The following is a 17,205-nucleotide window of genomic DNA, read 5'->3' as shown; positions in this document are numbered from 1 at the left end:
AACGTGATCTCATGCTTTTCCTTGAACGAATTATCAACCTGCGGGATAAACAACTGCAGCTTCAGTACAGAGAGTATCAGGAGCAGCTGGATAAGGGGGGAAAAATCGTGTATATTTCCATTGCTGAAGAATATTATACGGAAAAGGGAATCGAAAAGGGTATAGCACAGGGTGTCGAAAAAGAGAAATGTGAAATAGCCAAAAAATTGTTCGCGCGGGGAGAGTCTCCCGAAAGCATTTCCGAAATCACGGAGCTGCCAATCGATCAGGTTCGCGGCCTGATACAGTGAGTTAACGTCCTTTAGGTATCTGATTTCGACTGTAAATTTCAGCGTATAAATCAGCAGGGCCTCCCTAAATAAAGAAGGCCCTGCATCAGAGCAAGATTTACATGTTTAGTAAAAAATGTAACTCCACCATATTGTATTACATCAAAAAACGGGCAAACAGGGAAAGGAAAATCAGCGGAGTTCTTTGTCTTCTCCGTAGTTCACGATCAGCACTTCTTCCTCCGTGCCTCCGCGGTCCCTGCGATGGTAGTTGGAGTTGGAGTAGCTGTGTTCGAGATGGATCACGCGGTACTTCTTCGCCCACTCCGCAAGAATGTCGTTCGTCCTGCCTTTGCCGGTCAGCACGTTGGACAGGGCAAACCTTATTTTCCGTTCGTTCAGGGAGTCAAGCAGGGCCAACAGGTCGCGCTCACATCGCTCGTTCCATCCGTTCTGTTCGTTGTAGGTGGCGCAGGTTATCAGATACGGCGGATCGCAGTAGACAAGGCTGTTTTCGGTCAGTTCCGACGTGTCGGCCTCGCGGAAATCCCGACAGGTAAACTGATAGCTGCCCTCCTGCAAACGGTCGATGAAGGCCGACAGTTTTGATTTCATCCTGTCGTTGAAGTCGCGCTTGCCGACGGGCAGATTGAACCTGCCCCTGGAGTTGAACCGGATCTGATTGTTGAAGGCAAAGACAATCAGCACGTACAGCATGATGCCGCGGTCGTCATCCTCGTTTCCGCCGTTGTTGAAATCCTCACGCAGGCGCAGAAACGGCTCACGGTTACGGCGGGCAAGTCCGGCGGAGCTTTCGCAGTCATAAAACGCGTAACCGTGTTCTGAGGAGCGCGACAGCCCGTATTTCGCTATCACGTCGTCAATCCTGTTCAAGACCGCATCGCGTCCGAGATTTCTGAACGTGTTGCAGAGGCCCGACAATTGCGGGCTGCTGTCGTTGAAAAGGACGCGGTCGGCGGAAACGTTGATGCCCACGCTGCATCCGCCGCAGAACAAATCGACGAACGTGTCGATTCTCTCCGGAAAGTGCGGAAGTATCTGCTCCAGCAGCCTGAACTTGCCGCCGGTGTAGTTCAGCGGCGACGGGATAATGACCCGCTTTCGGGGTTTGCAGATGCACAGGAACAGGCGTTCCTCATGTTCTTCAATGTCGGACCTGCCCGCGCTGAACGGTCTGTAGTCCTGCGTGAAAATTTTGACCTCGCCTTTGGCGGAAAGAATTCTCATAATATCTGAATCGCTGATTTTTGCGTTGGAACGGCCATCGCCTTTTTGAGCCATATTATTGTAGGACAGCAGAATATATTTCGCGCTGACGTTCGAGATCAGGTCCTCAAAAGCCGCCGCCGCTTTTTGCGTGCAGTAGTCGCTCTTGAGGGCGGTTCGGTTCATCTTTCGGGCAACGCCCGACACGACGGGCTTCTCCCAGCGGGCGACGTTCTCCAGGAGGTGATAGGCGTCGCAGTACTGTCGGGAGTTGTAGGGCGGGTCGATGTACACCAGGTCGGCGGTGATTCGCCGGACCAGCTCGTTTGTGTCCTCGTTGCAGCAGACGTTTCCCGGGTTCAGATCGTCCTCCGGCAGCGGCACGGCCAGCTCGATGTGTCTGTCAAACCTGGCGCCCTGACGGAAAGCGTCGTAGTGACCGCAGGTGTTCGCGATTTTGTCCGCGGCGTAGAGCAGCGAGGTGATGAGCAAAGCGCGCTCGCGCTCGTTGATTTCGCCGTTTTTATATCGCGCTTCGATGTCTTCGCGCACGAATCCGATTTTGCGGCAGTCGGCGCGGCTGAAGAACGTGTCGGCGAAGTTCTCGCTCATGTAGTTGTCGCTCGTCGGGTTCGCGCCGTTATAGAACGAAATCAGGTTCTCGATTTTCTTTTCTGAGCAGGGCTGAGGGCTGAACCAGGCCAGATGGCAGATGTAGTTGCTGTAGAGGTTGTCGTTGGTGATGAGCCGTTTGTCGGTGAACGCCGACGCCACCGCCCCCGTTCCGGCGAAGATGTCGGCGACGCTTTCGACGTCGCTGCACTCGCGCTCGACCACCGACCTGATGAACGGCAGAAGCCTGTATTTGCCGCCAAGATAGCGGCGGTTGCTGACGGATGTGGTTTTAAGCGCCGGTGTTTTTCCATGCGGAAGCGCCCCGGCCCGTGCCCGCGGCAATGTCGCTCACCTCCGCTTCGAAACGCTTTCGGCGCGGAGCTCAGACGGGAAAGTTTCCTCCGGTAATATCCCGGATGTGTTCCAGTGTCCAGCGATTTTCAGGTTCGTGAGGGGAAGCGGTGATCCCCAGGAGGTCGATGCGCCAGGGGCCCGTCCATTTGGCGTCCTCCACGTAAACGCGGCCGGCGGCCACCAGGGAGCGCAGCTTTTTGGGTCCGATGGAATCCGCGGGAGACTGCATCTGTCCGATTGTGCGGTATCGAACTTCGAGGACCACCAGCTCTTTTTCCTGTTTATCCAGCGCGACAATGTCCAGTTCTCCCCTCCGGCAGGTGAAATTGCGGGATAAAATCTGCCAGCCCAGCTTTTCGACGTGAGCGGCCGCAAAATTTTCCGCCCGTTTCCCCAGCTCCAGGTGAAGCGCCCTCACGCTTCGGCGCCTTTGTCCAGTTTGTAGATCCAGGCAAGGACCCGCGCCACGGCGTCGTAGAGCTCCACGGGAACCTCCTGCCCCAGCTCCAGAGAAAGGAGAGCCGAAACCAGCGCCGCGTCTTTGACGATGGGGACGTTGGCGGCCTGAGCCACTTCAACGATGCGGCGCGCGATGAACCCCTCTCCCGACGCGGTCACTACGGGAGCCGTATCGTGCTTCTGATCGTATTTGAGGGCCACGGCCCCGTCCCGCTGCGGCGATCTGGAATCTGGTGATTTTGAATTTGTTGATTTCGAGAAATTCTGATTATCTTCCATCGGGTGCGCCTCCAGGTCAGACGGTGATGTCGAGTCCTCTGTCGGCGAGGATCTGTCGGCGCAGTCCGCCTTCGAGAATCCGTGAAACGTTGATGGATTGCAGAGCCAGAGGAATGTCCTCCAGTTCTCTGCGAATGAGGTGACGTTTATGTTTCAGCAGTTCGCAGGTGGCGTTGTGTTCCGCGAAGAGGGAAAGATTGTAGGAGCGTCCGTCGCTTTCCACGTCTCCCCCGATTTCTCCCAGCCGCGTGCCTTCCATGGAAAAACCCACCTGCCAGTAGCGCTTTTCCCCTTCTTCGTGGACGCGCCCCACAAAGACCCGGGCGACGCCGCCTCCCGTTTCATCGGAGAGAGGCCACAGCGGCGCGCAGAGGAGGGCGGGGTTGACGTCCTCCCGAGGGGCGCTCAGCAGCAGCGAGTGTCCCCGCAGGAACTTCGAAATCTCTGCCGTTCCCTCGCCTTTTCCCTCTTTCAGCCCCCGCAGAATTTCGACGGGGTTCTCTCCTTTTCGGGAGCGTTCTCTCACTTCTTTGCGGATGCGTTCCCACATCGCGCCCGCGGCTTCTCCGTTCAGCGACATGTACCAGGACAAAAGCTCGACGTTCTCCCGGGTCATGGGCAGATTTCGGGCCCATAGCTCCAACAGGGAGTTGAGCTGCGTCTCTTTGCCGCCCATTCTCCGCCAGGTTTCGCGAATGGAGAGAAGCACTTCATCGGACAGGGGCATTCCCCGGGACAGGAGCGCCGTCGCCAGTTCCCTGTCGGCCAGGGGCAGTCGGGAAAGAAAGGAAAGTTCGCCTTTGGCGAGGCGCAGAACCGGCACTTTGTCCGTCCCCGACGCGTCCCAAACGGCGCGGAAATTTTCTCCCGGGATCAGGTCCAGGGTGGCGCGGGCCGTCAGAGTTCGCGATCCCTGCTGTCCCTGAGCAGTCACCCGGACGGTGTAGCTTCCGTCGTCGTTTCGGGAGAGAACCTGCCCCTCCACCAGCGTTCCGGAGCGTATCGACGGATGGGGTCCCTCGGAGGAAACCGGGGTCACTCCGCCGGGAGTTACCTGATTCTGACCGATTTGATTCTGATTGACCTGTACGTTGAGATTCGATATCTGCGCCATACCCATAGAACCTTTCGAAAAATTTACGGAATCAGCTTTTTACAAAACGTAACGCGATGGACGGGAGAAAGTCCGAAGGTTCGTACCGCCCGGCGATGAACCTCCGTGGGATAGCCCTTGTGCTTCGCGAATCCGTATTCGGGATAAAGCCGATCCAAAGCCATCATAACACGATCCCTCAGGACCTTGGCAACGACAGAAGCCGCAGAAACCGCCGGAACCAGCGCGTCCGCCGCCACGAGAGTCTGTTGCCTGATGGGAAGGTCCGGAATTTCCAGCAATCCGTCGATCACCGCCAAATCCACGGGCAGGGGGAGTTTTTGGAGGCTGCGGCCCATGGCGCGAAGAGATGCGGCGGAGATGTTGATTCGGTCGATGGTGCGTACGCTTTCGGCCTGGGCCCGCCAGAGGACCTTCAGATCGTTCATGGCGAGAAAAAGGGCCTCCCGTTTTTTGGGGGACAGGCGTTTGGAGTCGTCGAGCCCCAGGTTCAGAAGCGTCTCCTCCTGCTTTTTCGTCAAAACCACGGCGGCGGCCACCACAGGGCCGGCCAGCGGTCCTCGTCCGGCCTCGTCCGTTCCGGCGAGAACCCCTTCAAAACTTTTGAGGGTCTCCAGGAAATTCAGCTGTCGCCGGTTCCGGGAATCCACAGCGACTCACCGGGAAGCTCCAGAGTCATGGGGCCCAGCTTTCCGGCGGAAAAGGCATCCACCAGACGCCGTCCCGCCAGTTCTCTGTTGACGGCTCCTCCCGACACCAGGCAGCCCAGACGACGCCCCACCCGATCCAGCGTCAGCTCGTCGGGTTCTTCGGGTGTTTCCAGTCCCCAGTGAGCGGCCACGATGCTCCAGAGGTCCCGTTCCCTCAAAAAGCGGATCAGCTCCAGAGCGGTGACTTCGAAACCTCCCAGAACCTCGGCTTTGCTGCAGCCCAGCCAGGCGAGCACGCGATGCACGCCGGGCTCCGAATGGGGGTCGAGGATGCCGGGGGAGTCCACGACGAGAAAATCGCCGCCTTTGTACCAGCTTACGTCCCGTGTGATGCCGGGAATTCCGCCGACCCGGGCGCAGGATTTCCCCACGAGCATGTTCAGAAACATGGATTTCCCCACGTTGGGAATGCCCACCACGGCCAGGCGAAGTTCCCGGTGCCGGGGCTTCATTCGGGCGAGAATCCGGCGAAGCGCTCCCAGGCTGTCCCTGCGCAAATCGAAGGCCCAGGTGTCTTTTTTCTCCTCCGTAAGGGTTTCCATCCATACGCGGGTGCGTTCGGGGGAAGCCAGGTCCTTTTTAGAGAGAATCACCGCCACGGGTTTCAGGCGGGACAGGGAGGCGATGAGGGGCGAAGACGTGGAAAAAGGCGCGCGGGCATCGCGCACCTCAATGATGAGATCCAGTTTTTCGGCCAGTTCACGAAGTTTACGGTCGCCCCGGGCCATGTGCCCGGGATACCAGACGGTTCTGCCCAAAGCCGGTCAACGGGGAAAACCGATACGCAGGAGAGGCCAGTACCGGAAAAAGGCGGGACCGTAAATGTCCTTCACGGGGATGTATCCCCAGTAACGACCGTCCTGAGAGTTGGGGCGATTGTCGCCCAGCGCGAAGTACATATCCTCCGGAACCACAAAAGGAACCTCGGGATAAAATTTGTTCGGACGCATGGTGTAGTGGTCTTTGTTCTTCACATAGGGTTCGCTGACAGGAGCGTTGTTGACGTATACGACTCCGTCTCGAATATCCACCGTGTCGCCCGGAATGGCGATGATGCGCTTGATGAAATCCCGGGATCGATCCTCCGGATATTTAAAAACGTAAATACTGCCCCGTGACGGCGTGGTGAACCAGTTCCAGAACTTTGCCACCAGCACTCTGTCTCCCACCTCGAGCGTCGGCACCATGGACCCGCTGGGAATCCAGAAAGCCTGAACAACAAAGGTTCGTATGATCCATGCCAGAGCCAGAGCCCAAAGAATGGTCTCCAGCGTCTCTCTCCACCAGGGCTTTACAACTTCTGTCGCCAAAATACAAAGCCTCCGTTCCCAATTCCTGCCCTAACATTATCCGTTTATTTTTAGATACAGCTTTGTTATCTTACCATATAAGCCGCCAGTTTCTCGCGCATCTTCTCGACTCCGGTTCCCGCTTTTTCTTTTATCACGGTAAAATTGGACGGAAGGCGCATTTCCACGTCTCCGGGGTCGACCAGAAAGGCGGGGACGTCGGGGCGAAGGGAACCCACAAGGCCCGCTGCCGGATAGACCACCAGGGAGGTCCCGATAACGGCGAAAAGATCGGCTTCTCTCACCAGCCGGTCCGCCTCGGCGATGAGGGGGACGGCCTCTCCGAACCAGACGATGTGGGGACGCATCGGCGCTCCTGTCTCGTCCGTCCGGCCCGGCGTCAGATCTCCGTAGCCGATGTCGATGATTTTCGATTCGTCCCGGGTGCTGCGGATTTTTGTGAGCTCTCCGTGCAGGTGAATCACCTGAGTGCTCCCCGCCCGCTCGTGAAGGTCGTCCACGTTCTGCGTCACGATCCGCACGTCGAAATCCTTTTCCAGCTCCGCCAGTACGATATGCGCCCGATTGGGTTTCACATCCCCGAGCTGACGCCTCCGGGCGTTGTAGAACTCGGTCACCAGCTTCGGATCTCTGTACCAGCCCTCGATGCTGGCCACGTCCATCACGTTGTGCTCCTCCCAGAGGCCGTCGCTGTCACGGAAGGTTCTGAGCCCGCTTTCCGCGCTGATGCCCGCTCCCGTCAAAACCACGAGTTTTTTTAAATTCTGCTTTTTTGAGTTCTGATTGCCCGAGCCGTTTTTTTCCATCGTTTTGCTCCCCCGATCACTCCGTGCTTATATTCCATGTTCTGCGCCGTGTCGTGCGCTGTCCTTCGACGCTTTATTCTCTCTCCGTACCCGTAACATTATAAGAATATTTTACTTAATTCGGGAGACCAAAAATAAAAAATTCCGCTGCTCTGAAAAAATCTGAAAAAAATTAAATAAAATTTAAGAGAGATTTAAATGAAACAGACTCCGGTTTGACGTTTGCCTGGCGTTTTTATGTTGCTTTTCTTTCGTCAAAGCGGTTAAATTTTACTTATGAAGAAAATCCGGACAGTTGTAGTTTTGAAGTATTGAAGTATGTATGAAGTGTGAGGTCTGAGGTTTGAGGTCTGAAAGGATGTGATCTTCAGTGCGCAGACAGGCGGGAAAAACAGGCGGTGGAAAAATTTTCCTGTATATTGCGGGGACTGTGGCGTCTCTCGTTCTGGTGGGTGGCGTCGCTCTGTCCGTTCTTGATATTGCGGGAGGTATGGTGGCGGATATAGCGAAAAAAACGGTGGCGGAGCAGACGGGAATGCAGCTCTCCGTTAAGGAGGTGCACGGCAATCCCATCAGAGGCTACACCTTCAGCGAAATCCAGCTGGCATCCGCGCAGAACGAGAGCCTCTTCTCGGCGAAATCTCTGGGGGCCGGAGTCAACTTCATGTCGCTGCTGAAGGGCTCGCCCCGTCTGGCCACGCTCTCCATCGGCGGCGTCGAGATGGATCTCGACAAATTTGTGACGGAGTTCAGCAAAATTAAATTTTCGGACTCTCAGGGCAGCGGAGAAGTCCCCATCGACCGGCTCACCCTGAAGGAAAGCCGTTTTACCTCGAAGTGGGGAGAGATCGACGTCGGCGATGCGACGGCCCGTTTCAGCGGTCCTCAGATGAACATCGCCCTTGACGGCGCGGTCAACGCGGTTCCGGTGAAGGGGAGCCTCGACCTCGCTATGCAGGGGGAAAACATCACCGTCCACAAGGCCGACATCGGCGTGGGCAAGGGGTCCCTGACCTCTTCCGGCTCCCTTCGTCCGGGGCCTGACGGATATGCCGTCGATTTTCAGGGAACCCTCAAAAACATCGACGTATCGGAAATCACGGCGTTCTGGCGGGATTTTCTCAGTTCCGACGACTACAGCGGCGCGGCGGACGTGAACTTTTCTCTGGAGGGAGCGGGCAGCAGCCTGATGATCACCGCGTCTCTGGCCTACCGGGGGTCGACCCTGGGAGGTTATCCGGTGGAAAATGTTTCAGCGAATCTGAAATACTCCGACATGCGTCTCACGGTGAGCGATTTGAAGGCCACCGCCCTGGGGATTCCCATTGACGGCAGCGCAGCCGTGGCCATGAAGCCGGGAGCCGTGCCTTCCATCATGATTCAGCTGGAGGGCAGCGATGCGCCCCTGAACGAGCTGGCCAGGCTGTATCCTCAGCTCGGAAAAGTCGAAGGGAAGGTCGACCGGTTCTCGGCTCGCATTCAGGGGCCCACCAACGCCCTGTCGGGAACGGTGGAGCTTGCGGCTCCGGAGGTCGTCCTCATGAACCGGCAGATCACGGGGCTGGCCGCGCAGGTCAAACTGGCCCAGAGCGACACGGCCACGGTCAGCGGCAAATTCGTTCTCGAAGGCGCGCAGGGGTATCTTCAGGGGACAGCCGCCCATATTCTCACGGGCGCGGCTCTGGATCTGACCCTGAAGCTGCTGAACCTGGACATCAAAAAGGTGGAGGACCTCATTCCGGACGGGAAAAAGTACGGTCTTTCCGGAGCCCTGACCGCCGACCTGGCCATAAAGGGCAAGGTCTCCTCGCCGACGGTGAGCGGTACGGTCAGCAGCCCCAAATTTTCGGCGATGGGCTATGATTTGGATAAACCCTCGGTCACCTTTGCCTGGGACGGAAGCACTCTGAAGCTCACCGACAGCGGGGGAACCTGGAGCGGGCTCCCCATAAAGGTGAACGGGTCGGTGGGGCCCCTGTCCTCGAAAACGCCCTCCATCGACATGAAGGCCCAGCTCGCCTTCAGCCCGGCCGCTCTGAAGCAGTTCGTTCCCGACGTTGCGGCCTGGAAGCTGCAGGGCAACATCAGCGCGGGGGTGAAGCTCACGGGCAAACTGCCCTCTCCGAAGGTGGAACTGACGGCGTCGTCTCCGGCGCTCTCGGCGTTCGATGTGGTCAGCGCGAAAAATCTGGAGGCGACCACAGTCCTGGGGGGAGACCTGGCTAAACTCGACAAAATGGATCTGAACCTGAAAGCGGGCGTTCTGGCTGCGTCCGGCATGGGACTGCAGAACCTCTCCGCGACGATTAAAAAGGACGGGCAGCAGATTCGCCTGGAAAACGCCTCCGCGAAAAGCGGCGAGGGCTCCATAACGGGAGGCGGAACGGTGACTCTCGCCGCCGACGCGAAAAACACGGACGCAAAACTGGACCTGGCCTTCGACCTCACCCGCCTGGACCTTGCGCCTCTGGCAAAAAGCGGAGGACTGAGCGTTCCTCTCTCCGGGATTCTTTCGGGAAAAGCCAGCGTAAAGGGAACTTCTTCCAACCCCTCCATAGCCTTCACGGCCCAGGTCCCGAATATCGCGGCAAGCGGCCTGACGGCCACGGACCTGGCGGCCGACGTCTCCGGCAATTTGAGCGCGCTGAAAATCAACAGTTTCAAAGCGAACCTGGGAGGCGCGCCCCTTTCCGCCACGGGAACCGTCGTCCTGAGCGGACCCTTCCGGGCGGATTTGGATATTTCCGGAACGGGGCTGGATCTGGCGGCTCTGACGGCGGGGCTTCCCGATATGAAAGGGGCCTTTTCCGGAAAAGCGGATCTGAATTTCAGCGTCAAATCCGGCGCTCAGGGCAACAGCGGGACGGGAAGCGTTCGTTCCGCGGCTGTTACGGCCTATGGACTGAAGCTCTCCGACCTGAATATTCCTCTGGCGCTTTCCGGTAATTCCCTGAAGTCAGAAAACGGGACCCTGAACTTCTATGGCGGAAAGGTGAAAAACAGCCTGACTTTTGACATGAACGCCATGAAGTTCAGCGACTCCGTGACCGCCGAGGGCTTCGACGTCAACGCCGCGGCTCAGGATGCCACCGGGGGGCTGGGTGGAAAAATAACGGGGAAGGGCGTTCTTTCCCTGAAAATCGACGGCAGTGCGGCCAAAAACCTGACGTACTCCGGCAGCGGACAGTTTACGATGGGTGAGGGCTCCATCAGCGGCTTCAGCGGTCTTGACGTCCTGACCCGACTTTACGGCGTGAACGGCATCCGCTATACAAAGGTGACGGCGCCTCTGCGGATTGAGACGGGCCGGCTGATTGTGGCGAAGGGCTCGTCGGCTGTTCCTCCGGCCAAAGACCCGATTTACAGGTCCGCGGCCCTCACGGAGGACGGAGCTTTCACCTTCGACAAAAAACTCTATTTCGTAGCCGCCGGCAACGTCAATTTTCAGCTTGTCAACGCTCTGGCGGGAGGCGCGGCGGGTGGGGCCGAGGCCCTTCTCAAGGGAGGCGGCAGTCTGCAGGACGTTTTCAGCGGGAAAAATCTGGAGTCCGCCCTGAAGGGAGCCCTTGGGGCCGCGAAAGAATCTTCACAGGAGTCGGACTTCCGGGATGTCTCGGTGAAGGTCACGGGGACCGCGGATAAACCGTCTGTCGCTCTTCTGAAGGTCGGGCCTTCCAGTCAGCAGCAGGACCAAAGCGCGGCTTCGAAACCGGCTCAAACCCAGACCCCGGCCTCCGCGCAGGGAACTTCCTCTGCTCCTGCCGCTCCTGCCGCGCCCAAAGCGCCCTCCGCCCCGGCAAAGCCGGAGGAGGTCCTCAAGGAGGCGATTCTGGACGCCATTGCCCCCCAGACGAAGGAAACAAAAGAGACGAAGAAGGAGTCGGGAACCACGGAAGGACAGCCACAGCCCGATCCCAAACAGCAGCAGCAGCAAAAAATCGAGAAGGAGATTCAAAAGGGCATAGAGGGCCTCTTTAAAAAGAAGAAATAACAAGAAGAAATAACGGGAAAAAGCGGAGTATCGCAAAAATAAAAGGACGGAGGGGGATTGCAGGGTATGGAGACCAAAACTACAAAACAGCGTCTGGACGAGCTGCAGGATCTTTTACAGGCAAAATACATTACGGAAAGTGAATTTCGCGCCGCGCGCATCAACGTCCTCCGGGAGTCCGGCTTTGATTTCACGTTCCACGGTCCCCGAAGGAAGGAATCGGAAATCGACGACGGAGAAGATGAATATCTGGAGGAAATGGAGCCCAGGGGCAGAGGATGTGGTTGTTTTCTTTCTCTTGTGTTTCTCGCGGTCGTCATCGTCCTGGGAATCCTCCTTGCCGCTCCCGAGTGGCCCGACGAGTTTGGGGGCCAATACGTTCGCCAGGCGAGAGAGGAAGCGGTCAGTCTCTGGAACTCGTTTTTCTCCCCGGAGGAAACAAATTCCGGTTCAATTCCCGATCCGCTGAAGTCCAGAAAGGAGGTGTCGGCGGACGTCCTCCCGAAGACAGACGAGACGTCGAAGGACGAAACTCCCGACATGCCTTCGAAAGACGTTTCCGGCCGGTCGTCTCCGCCTTTGCAGCAGCCTCTGGCGGTCGCGTCTGTTCCCGCCACGCCAAGCCCCGTCGCCCTGGAAGGTCGCGCCCCGAAGCTGGATATTTCCGTTCTGCCCGACGGAGAAGCCGGCTCCGGGGATCCTCAGGTGATCATTGTGGAAATCCCTCCTTCGTTACCCGACCCCGTTCCGGAAGAGACTGCCCTGGTGCCGAAGGGGACGGGAGGGATGGTTTCCTCCAACGCCGCCAGGATTCGTTCGGCTCCCAACACCCTGGACACGACCAATGTTTTGGGATGGGCCCGCCGGGGAGAGCGTTTCACCGTTCTGGAGCGCAGCGCGGATTCCGGCGGAGGTTCCTGGTATCGCGTCCGTTTCGAGGCCAATGACAAAGAAGGATGGGTCAGCGGGACTCTGGTGAAGCTGGAACTGTAGCGAAAGGGCGAAAATGACGGAGGGGGGACGGCTCCCCCCTCGTCGCGGCTTCCTGCGAATTACAGTCTTTCAGCTGCAACCTTTTGCAATCTTTCTGTTACAGTTTTTAACTTACAGTCTTTCCTTAAACCACTGGATAATTTCCTGCATTCGGGCGAGCCTTGGTTTCGGGCGGCCGCTTCGGCTGAGTTCGTGGTTTTCGCCCCTGAATACGCAAATTCGGCTTTCAACGCCGTTGCGCTTCAGAGCGGTGAACACCTGAAGTCCCTGGGAAATTTCGCAGCGGTGGTCCTCGTCGGAGTGGATGATCAGCGTGGGCGTTTTCGCCTGGTTCAGATACCGCAGGGGAGAATGTTCCCACAGTTTTTCCGCGTCGGTCCAGATATCCGCCGCCTGCTGGTCGGGGACGAAGTAATATCCGATGTCGGAGATGCCGGCCATGGAGATCCAGTTGCAGATACTGCGCTGGGTGGCCGCTGCCCGGAAACGGTCCGTATGGCCGATGATCCAGTTCGTCATGAAGCCGCCGTAGGATCCCCCCGTGACCCCCAGCCGGTCCCGATCGACGAAGGGAAGCGTTTCCAGGGCCCAGTCCGTGAAGAGCATCAGGTCGTCATAGTCGATGGTTCCATATTGGCCGCGAATGTCGGCGAAGGCATCGCCTCTGCCGTCGCTGCCTCTCGGGTTGCAGAAGAGGACGACGAAACCCGCCGCGGCCCAGCACTGCATCTCGTGGACGAACACGTCTCCGAAGGTCATTTTGGGGCCGCCGTGGATGTGGAGAATCGCGGGATACTTCCTGCCCACCTCGAAGCTGACCGGACGCATGTACCAGCAGTCGAGGCCCTGGGCCGTTCCATTTTCCAGATGGACATACTCCGGAACGCTGATGTCGCACTGGCTCAGGGAGGTGCGGTTGAAATCGGTAAGCCGGCGTTCCCGACCGTTTTCCACGAGGTACAGCTCCTGGAGAAAACGCCCCTCCAGTCCCACCACTGCCGCTTTTCCCTGATGCACGTCGTAATCGTCCACCGTGGCCAGTTCTTTCGTGACCTGAAGGATTTTCCCCTGAAGGTCCACCGTGTGAAGGTGGGAATAGTATCCGTCCGTGGAGACGAACCAGGCTTTCGCCGTTTCCGAGCCGGGCTCTCTGTCGGTCCAAAACGCCGCGTTCATGTCATAAAGTCCATAGCGGCAGTCGCAGATGACGGAGTTTCGAAGCCCTCTGTCCATGTCGGCTGTCAGGCATTCCGGCTTTCCCTCCCTCAGGAGGTAAAAACGGGCGTTTTCGTTGTGTCCGTAACGCTTCATATCCGTCCCTGTCAGCAGTATTCCGTCGTCCCGGGGCAGGGGAGCCGCGCAGTTCCAGTTGAAAGAACCCTGTTCCAGCACGGGGGCGACCGTTCCGGAGCGCAGATCGAAAGACCAGACTCCGGAGGTTTCCGGCATCTCGTCCCTGTAGCTTCGCCCCACCGCCAGAGCCAGGCCTCGATCCGGCCGGAGCCGGACCTGTCCCACGTCCATTTCCGCCGGTGAAAGCCGTTTTAATTCCCCCGAGGAAACGGAGAAAAGAGAAAGCGCCGTCCGTCTCTGGCCGGTAAAGCCCTTTCCGTTGGAGCAGAAGGGCACCTGTTCGAAGATCATGTAATCCGCGTCCTCGAAGCGGGGTTCCTCCGGTTCTTCGACTGTTTTGAGGAGCAGACGGTCCTCGTCCAGCGCCCACAGCTCCGTCACCGGTCGGGAGACGGTCGCCAGAGGCACGGCTTCGCCCCCTGTCAGAGGAATGGAGTAGAGAGAGGCGCTTTTTTTGTCTTTTGGGTTTTCTTCCTTTTTTTTGTCCCGCTCGCTGACGAAAAGAACGCGCTTTCCGTCCGGGCTCCAGCAAAAGGCCTTTTCCGCGCCGGAAGAGGTCAGACGCGTCACCTGGTCCCCGTCCAGGTCGCAGAGCCACAGGTCCGAGAGATAACGGTTTTTTTCGAGGTCGGCCTGATGAACCGCGAAAACGATCTTTCTTCCATCCGGAGAAAAACGCGGACAGGCTAAAAAACGAAAAGCCAGAATATCGTGAGGGACGGTATATCTGCTCATAGCTGTACCTCCTGTACGAACGTGAAGTTATCACTATTATTGCTGTCTCATTATAGCAAAAAATAGCGTGAACGACGGTTTCGAGAGCATTTTCAATTATTTATCGATTCTGTCTGTTATTGTCTCGCGTTTATTTTATAATTATATTTATTACAGGGGATTATTTCAGAGGAATAATTAAGGAGGGAGCTGTCTGTGAGGATTTTTGGAATTTCAGCTCGAACGATGGTGCTTCCCGACGGGGTCTTCGACGTAAAGTCCAATCGCTTCCGGGTGGGTAGGGGCGAAAAAATTTTCCCGAAGCTCCGAAGGCCTTCGGGAAATTTCTGGAACGCGGAAGCTGGCGCTGACTTTGCGCGTTCAGGCTGCGCGGGTTACGCCTGTTTGTACTCCACCGTCAGTTCTTCGGGTTTAAAACCGCACAGCGAGAGGATACTTCGGGTGAGAGTGAGGCACTCGCCGGCATTGTAGGCCGTGTCGATCCACAAATTGTTGCTCAGACGCGTTTTGTTGGTTTTTATTTCGTCGTCCCGGTAGCTGAATTTCAGGCGGGAGGCCAACTGCGGCGGCAAATCCAGGCTTGCCGCGTCCTTGTCCAGATTGGCCATGACAAAGGGCTTTTTGAAAATCATGACCTCGCAAACCTTGATGAGGATTTCATGCCAGAAATTCACGGGATAGATTTTTCCCAACAGAGAAAAAGAGGAGGGTTTCATGCTGTTTAAATCCTCGGAGGACGGGTGTCCGGCGGGGTTTTCGTCGAGCTTTGGCCGGTTTGCCGCGGTCGGGGCGGAGGACATGAAAACAGGGCTTCCCGCCGTATGGAGGGCGTTTTTTTCGGACTTTTCTCTCGGCGCTTCTCTCGGATGGTTTATGGTTTTTCCCGGAGTTTTTCTCTCCTGAGCCGGAGACTGCCCCGAAAGAAACAGGCCCGCCTCGGAAAATTCGTCTCTCAGATCGGAGAGTTTCTGCAGCCATCCCCTGATTTTGCGTATCCTGGAGTAGGTCTCGTGCTGGGTGGTTTTCGAAAGTTCCTCGTCCTCCATGTCCAGAGCTTCGTTGTGATACCTGCGTTGCTGCCCCTCCGCGTCCTGGAGGCTCGCCGTCAACTCATCCAGTATATCGTTCGGATTTCGCGCGCTCATACGGAACTTCCTCTCGTTTAGATTATGTTAAGAGTCATTATTTCATATTGTAGCGCAACTTTTCTCAGGAACAAGGACAGAAGAAGTCTTTCGATACATTAAATTTGAAATTAAACGGCTAAAGTTAAAATAGCTAAAAGAAATGATATTTACACATTATCCGGAAGACCTCGACCGATAATCCGGTGGGGGCAGGCAATCATCTCCAACCGGTCACACGGCTTTGAGGGCTTTGTCAAATTCCGCGATCACGTCCTCGATGCACTCCAATCCCGTGGAAAAACGCAATTGCCCCATGGAAATGCCGCATCGCTCCATTTCTTCTTTGGAATAGGCGCGATGGGAGGTTTTTGCCGGGTAGGAAATGGAGGTGGCGACGTCCGCCAGGCTCGGCACGAACTTGATGGTTTCGCAGGCGGCGATGAAATTTTCGGCCCCTTTTTGCCCGCCGGCGATGTCGGCGCTCAGCATCCCCCCGTAACAGCCGTTTTCGAACTGCGCGGCGGCCACGGCGTGAAACGGCGATGAGGCCAGGCCGGGGTAGTAAACTTTTTCGATCTTCGGGTGTTTTTCAAAATATTCCGCTAGTTTCATGGCGTTCTCGCTGTGCCGGCGCACGCGCATCTCCAGAGTGCGCATACTGCGGGCCAGCAGCCAGGCGTCGAAGGGACTGGGGATGCTCCCGTACAGGGTGGCGATTCTCTGGATTCGGGCTGTTTCGGCGGCGCTGGAGACGACCGCGCCGGCGGTGATGTCGCTGTGTCCTCCCAGGTACTTCGTAGCGCTGTAGGCGACCACGTCCACGCCGAATTTCATCGGACAGCAGATCACCGACGTGGCGAAGGAGTTGTCCACGATCACTTTTGCGCCGTGTTTGTGGGCGATTTCACTGGTTTTTTTCAGATCGACGACCTCCATCAGAGGATTGGTGATCGTTTCCGTATAGACGACTTTCGTGTTGGGCCGGATGTATTTCTCCGGATCTTCCTTGAAGAAGTCCACGAAGTCCACCTCGATGCCGAAGCGGGGGGCCTCGTTTTTGAGGTAATCATAAACGCCTCCGTACAGGACGGAAGAGGCGACGATGTGATCGCCCGTCCCCGCCTGAGCCAGGATGGAGGCGATGATGGCCGCCATTCCGGAGCTGAAGGACACCGCGCCGTCGGCATCCTCCGCTGTGGCCAGCAGCTCGTTCAGGCTGTCGTAGCACGGATTGGCCATTCTGGAGTAGACATATCCCGCTTTGGTCCCCTCGTATACCGCGTCGAGGGTCGGGACGTCGTCGAAGCTGAAAACACTGCTCATATAAACAGGAAGCACCTTCGGAACCGACACGGAATTTGCCGCCTTTTTCGCGATCTGATATTCTCCGCTGTGGGTCAGTTTTGTCATCAGTCCCTTTTCCGATTTTCCCATCCGGTTCACACCCTCTTTTTAGAATTTGGATACTCCGAATTATGAAGAGTTTTTCAAAATTAACCTGTTTATTATTATAATATGAATGCAACGGAAAATATCAATCGAAGAATGGCAGACCACACTTTTATCAATTTCCTGATATAAAACATTTTTTCTATTGATTTGACTTTTTATTATTTTTCAAATATCATACCAAACAAATAAGATTTATATTAATTTATATCGATAGGAATGCCGCGTGATGAACGAATCGGGAGGCCGCCGCCCGGAATCTCCTGTGTTCTGTGACTCGTGCGGCCCGGCATAATACAGAAAGAAGCGTAAATGATGACGAGCCGCGGACAGGAACTCAAAAAGAAAATTTTTCTCGAAGCCCGGAATCTGGGATTGACCCTTCTCGGCGTCGCTCCGGTGAAACGCTGGGAG

14 protein-coding genes are annotated in these 17,205 nt (G+C 56.7%); 3 read left to right on the top strand and 11 right to left on the bottom strand.

Translation table 11 applies throughout. The features are described 5' to 3' along the window. On the top strand, positions 1 to 290 hold a 290-nt coding region (locus tag LBR61_07445), incomplete at its 5' end, for a hypothetical protein (GenBank protein ID MDR1731913.1). Positions 291 to 461: 171 nt separating this feature from the next. On the opposite strand, the gene LBR61_07440 is transcribed toward LBR61_07445, so the two are convergent. From LBR61_07440 to LBR61_07405, 8 genes are all read right to left on the bottom strand, one after another. Then, positions 462 to 2,453 carry a Dam family site-specific DNA-(adenine-N6)-methyltransferase gene (locus LBR61_07440; protein ID MDR1731912.1) on the bottom strand — a complete coding sequence of 664 codons (1,992 nt, stop codon included), beginning with the start codon at positions 2,451 to 2,453 and terminating at the stop codon, positions 462 to 464. A gap of 40 nt (positions 2,454 to 2,493) precedes the next feature. Next, the gene (locus LBR61_07435; GenBank protein ID MDR1731911.1) at positions 2,494 to 2,883 is read right to left on the bottom strand and encodes a YraN family protein; all 390 of its coding nucleotides are present in this window, start codon (positions 2,881 to 2,883) and stop codon (positions 2,494 to 2,496) included. Then, the gene (locus LBR61_07430) at positions 2,880 to 3,203 is read right to left on the bottom strand and encodes an EscU/YscU/HrcU family type III secretion system export apparatus switch protein (GenBank protein MDR1731910.1); all 324 of its coding nucleotides are present in this window, start codon (positions 3,201 to 3,203) and stop codon (positions 2,880 to 2,882) included. The genes LBR61_07435 and LBR61_07430 overlap by 4 nt, the downstream gene beginning before the upstream one ends. A 16-nt stretch (positions 3,204 to 3,219) precedes the next feature. Then, positions 3,220 to 4,317, bottom strand: a complete 1,098-nt coding sequence (locus LBR61_07425; protein MDR1731909.1) for a hypothetical protein — start codon at positions 4,315 to 4,317, stop codon at positions 3,220 to 3,222. A 23-nt stretch (positions 4,318 to 4,340) separates the two neighbouring features. Next, positions 4,341 to 4,967, bottom strand: a complete 627-nt coding sequence (locus LBR61_07420; GenBank protein MDR1731908.1) for a ribonuclease HII — start codon at positions 4,965 to 4,967, stop codon at positions 4,341 to 4,343. Further along, positions 4,940 to 5,785, bottom strand: a complete 846-nt coding sequence (locus LBR61_07415) for a 50S ribosome-binding GTPase (protein ID MDR1731907.1) — start codon at positions 5,783 to 5,785, stop codon at positions 4,940 to 4,942. Before LBR61_07415 ends, LBR61_07420 begins: the two co-directional genes overlap by 28 nt. Positions 5,786 to 5,791: 6 nt before the next feature. Beyond that, positions 5,792 to 6,337, bottom strand: a complete 546-nt coding sequence (lepB, locus tag LBR61_07410; GenBank protein MDR1731906.1) for a signal peptidase I — start codon at positions 6,335 to 6,337, stop codon at positions 5,792 to 5,794. A gap of 65 nt (positions 6,338 to 6,402) precedes the next feature. Then, on the bottom strand, positions 6,403 to 7,143 hold the full coding sequence (locus tag LBR61_07405) for an NAD-dependent deacylase (GenBank protein ID MDR1731905.1): 741 nt from the start codon (positions 7,141 to 7,143) through the stop codon (positions 6,403 to 6,405). Between the two features lie 370 nt (positions 7,144 to 7,513). Between LBR61_07405 and LBR61_07400 the strand changes: the two genes are divergently transcribed. Both LBR61_07400 and LBR61_07395 read left to right on the top strand, forming a co-directional pair. Beyond that, positions 7,514 to 11,134, top strand: a complete 3,621-nt coding sequence (locus LBR61_07400) for a hypothetical protein (protein ID MDR1731904.1) — start codon at positions 7,514 to 7,516, stop codon at positions 11,132 to 11,134. A 66-nt stretch (positions 11,135 to 11,200) separates the two neighbouring features. After that, the gene (locus tag LBR61_07395) at positions 11,201 to 12,127 is read left to right on the top strand and encodes an SH3 domain-containing protein (protein ID MDR1731903.1); all 927 of its coding nucleotides are present in this window, start codon (positions 11,201 to 11,203) and stop codon (positions 12,125 to 12,127) included. 111 nt (positions 12,128 to 12,238) lie between these two features. On the opposite strand, the gene LBR61_07390 is transcribed toward LBR61_07395, so the two are convergent. The 3 genes from LBR61_07390 to LBR61_07380 all read right to left on the bottom strand — a co-directional run bounded on the left by LBR61_07390 (position 12,239) and on the right by LBR61_07380 (position 16,776). Beyond that, on the bottom strand, positions 12,239 to 14,215 hold the full coding sequence (locus tag LBR61_07390; protein MDR1731902.1) for a S9 family peptidase: 1,977 nt from the start codon (positions 14,213 to 14,215) through the stop codon (positions 12,239 to 12,241). Positions 14,216 to 14,589: 374 nt separating this feature from the next. Beyond that, a complete protein-coding gene (locus LBR61_07385; GenBank protein ID MDR1731901.1) occupies positions 14,590 to 15,360 on the bottom strand; it encodes a hypothetical protein in 771 nt (256 codons plus the stop codon). 213 nt (positions 15,361 to 15,573) lie between these two features. Then, positions 15,574 to 16,776 (bottom strand): aminotransferase class I/II-fold pyridoxal phosphate-dependent enzyme, encoded by a 1,203-nt coding sequence (locus LBR61_07380; GenBank protein MDR1731900.1) that lies wholly within the window; start codon positions 16,774 to 16,776, stop codon positions 15,574 to 15,576. Between the last annotated feature and the right edge of the window lie 429 nt (positions 16,777 to 17,205).

This window comes from Synergistaceae bacterium (assembly GCA_031272035.1).
Taxonomy (GTDB): domain Bacteria; phylum Synergistota; class Synergistia; order Synergistales; family Aminobacteriaceae; genus JAISSA01.
The sequence above is the reverse complement of the archived record's forward strand: the minus strand, read 5'-3'. Positions and strand labels throughout refer to the sequence as shown.

Bases quoted from the DNA above. Each gene is read 5' to 3' on its own strand.
- LBR61_07430 (MDR1731910.1), bottom strand. From the start codon at position 3,203: ATGGAAGATAATCAGAATTTCTCGAAATCAACAAATTCAAAATCACCA.
- LBR61_07425 (MDR1731909.1), bottom strand. From the start codon at position 4,317: ATGGCGCAGATATCGAATCTCAACGTACAGGTCAATCAGAATCAAATC.
- LBR61_07405 (MDR1731905.1), bottom strand. From the start codon at position 7,143: ATGGAAAAAAACGGCTCGGGCAATCAGAACTCAAAAAAGCAGAATTTA.
- LBR61_07395 (MDR1731903.1), top strand. From the start codon at position 11,201: ATGGAGACCAAAACTACAAAACAGCGTCTGGACGAGCTGCAGGATCTT.
- LBR61_07390 (MDR1731902.1), bottom strand. From the start codon at position 14,215: ATGAGCAGATATACCGTCCCTCACGATATTCTGGCTTTTCGTTTTTTA.
- LBR61_07385 (MDR1731901.1), bottom strand. From the start codon at position 15,360: ATGAGCGCGCGAAATCCGAACGATATACTGGATGAGTTGACGGCGAGC.
- LBR61_07380 (MDR1731900.1), bottom strand. From the start codon at position 16,776: ATGGGAAAATCGGAAAAGGGACTGATGACAAAACTGACCCACAGCGGA.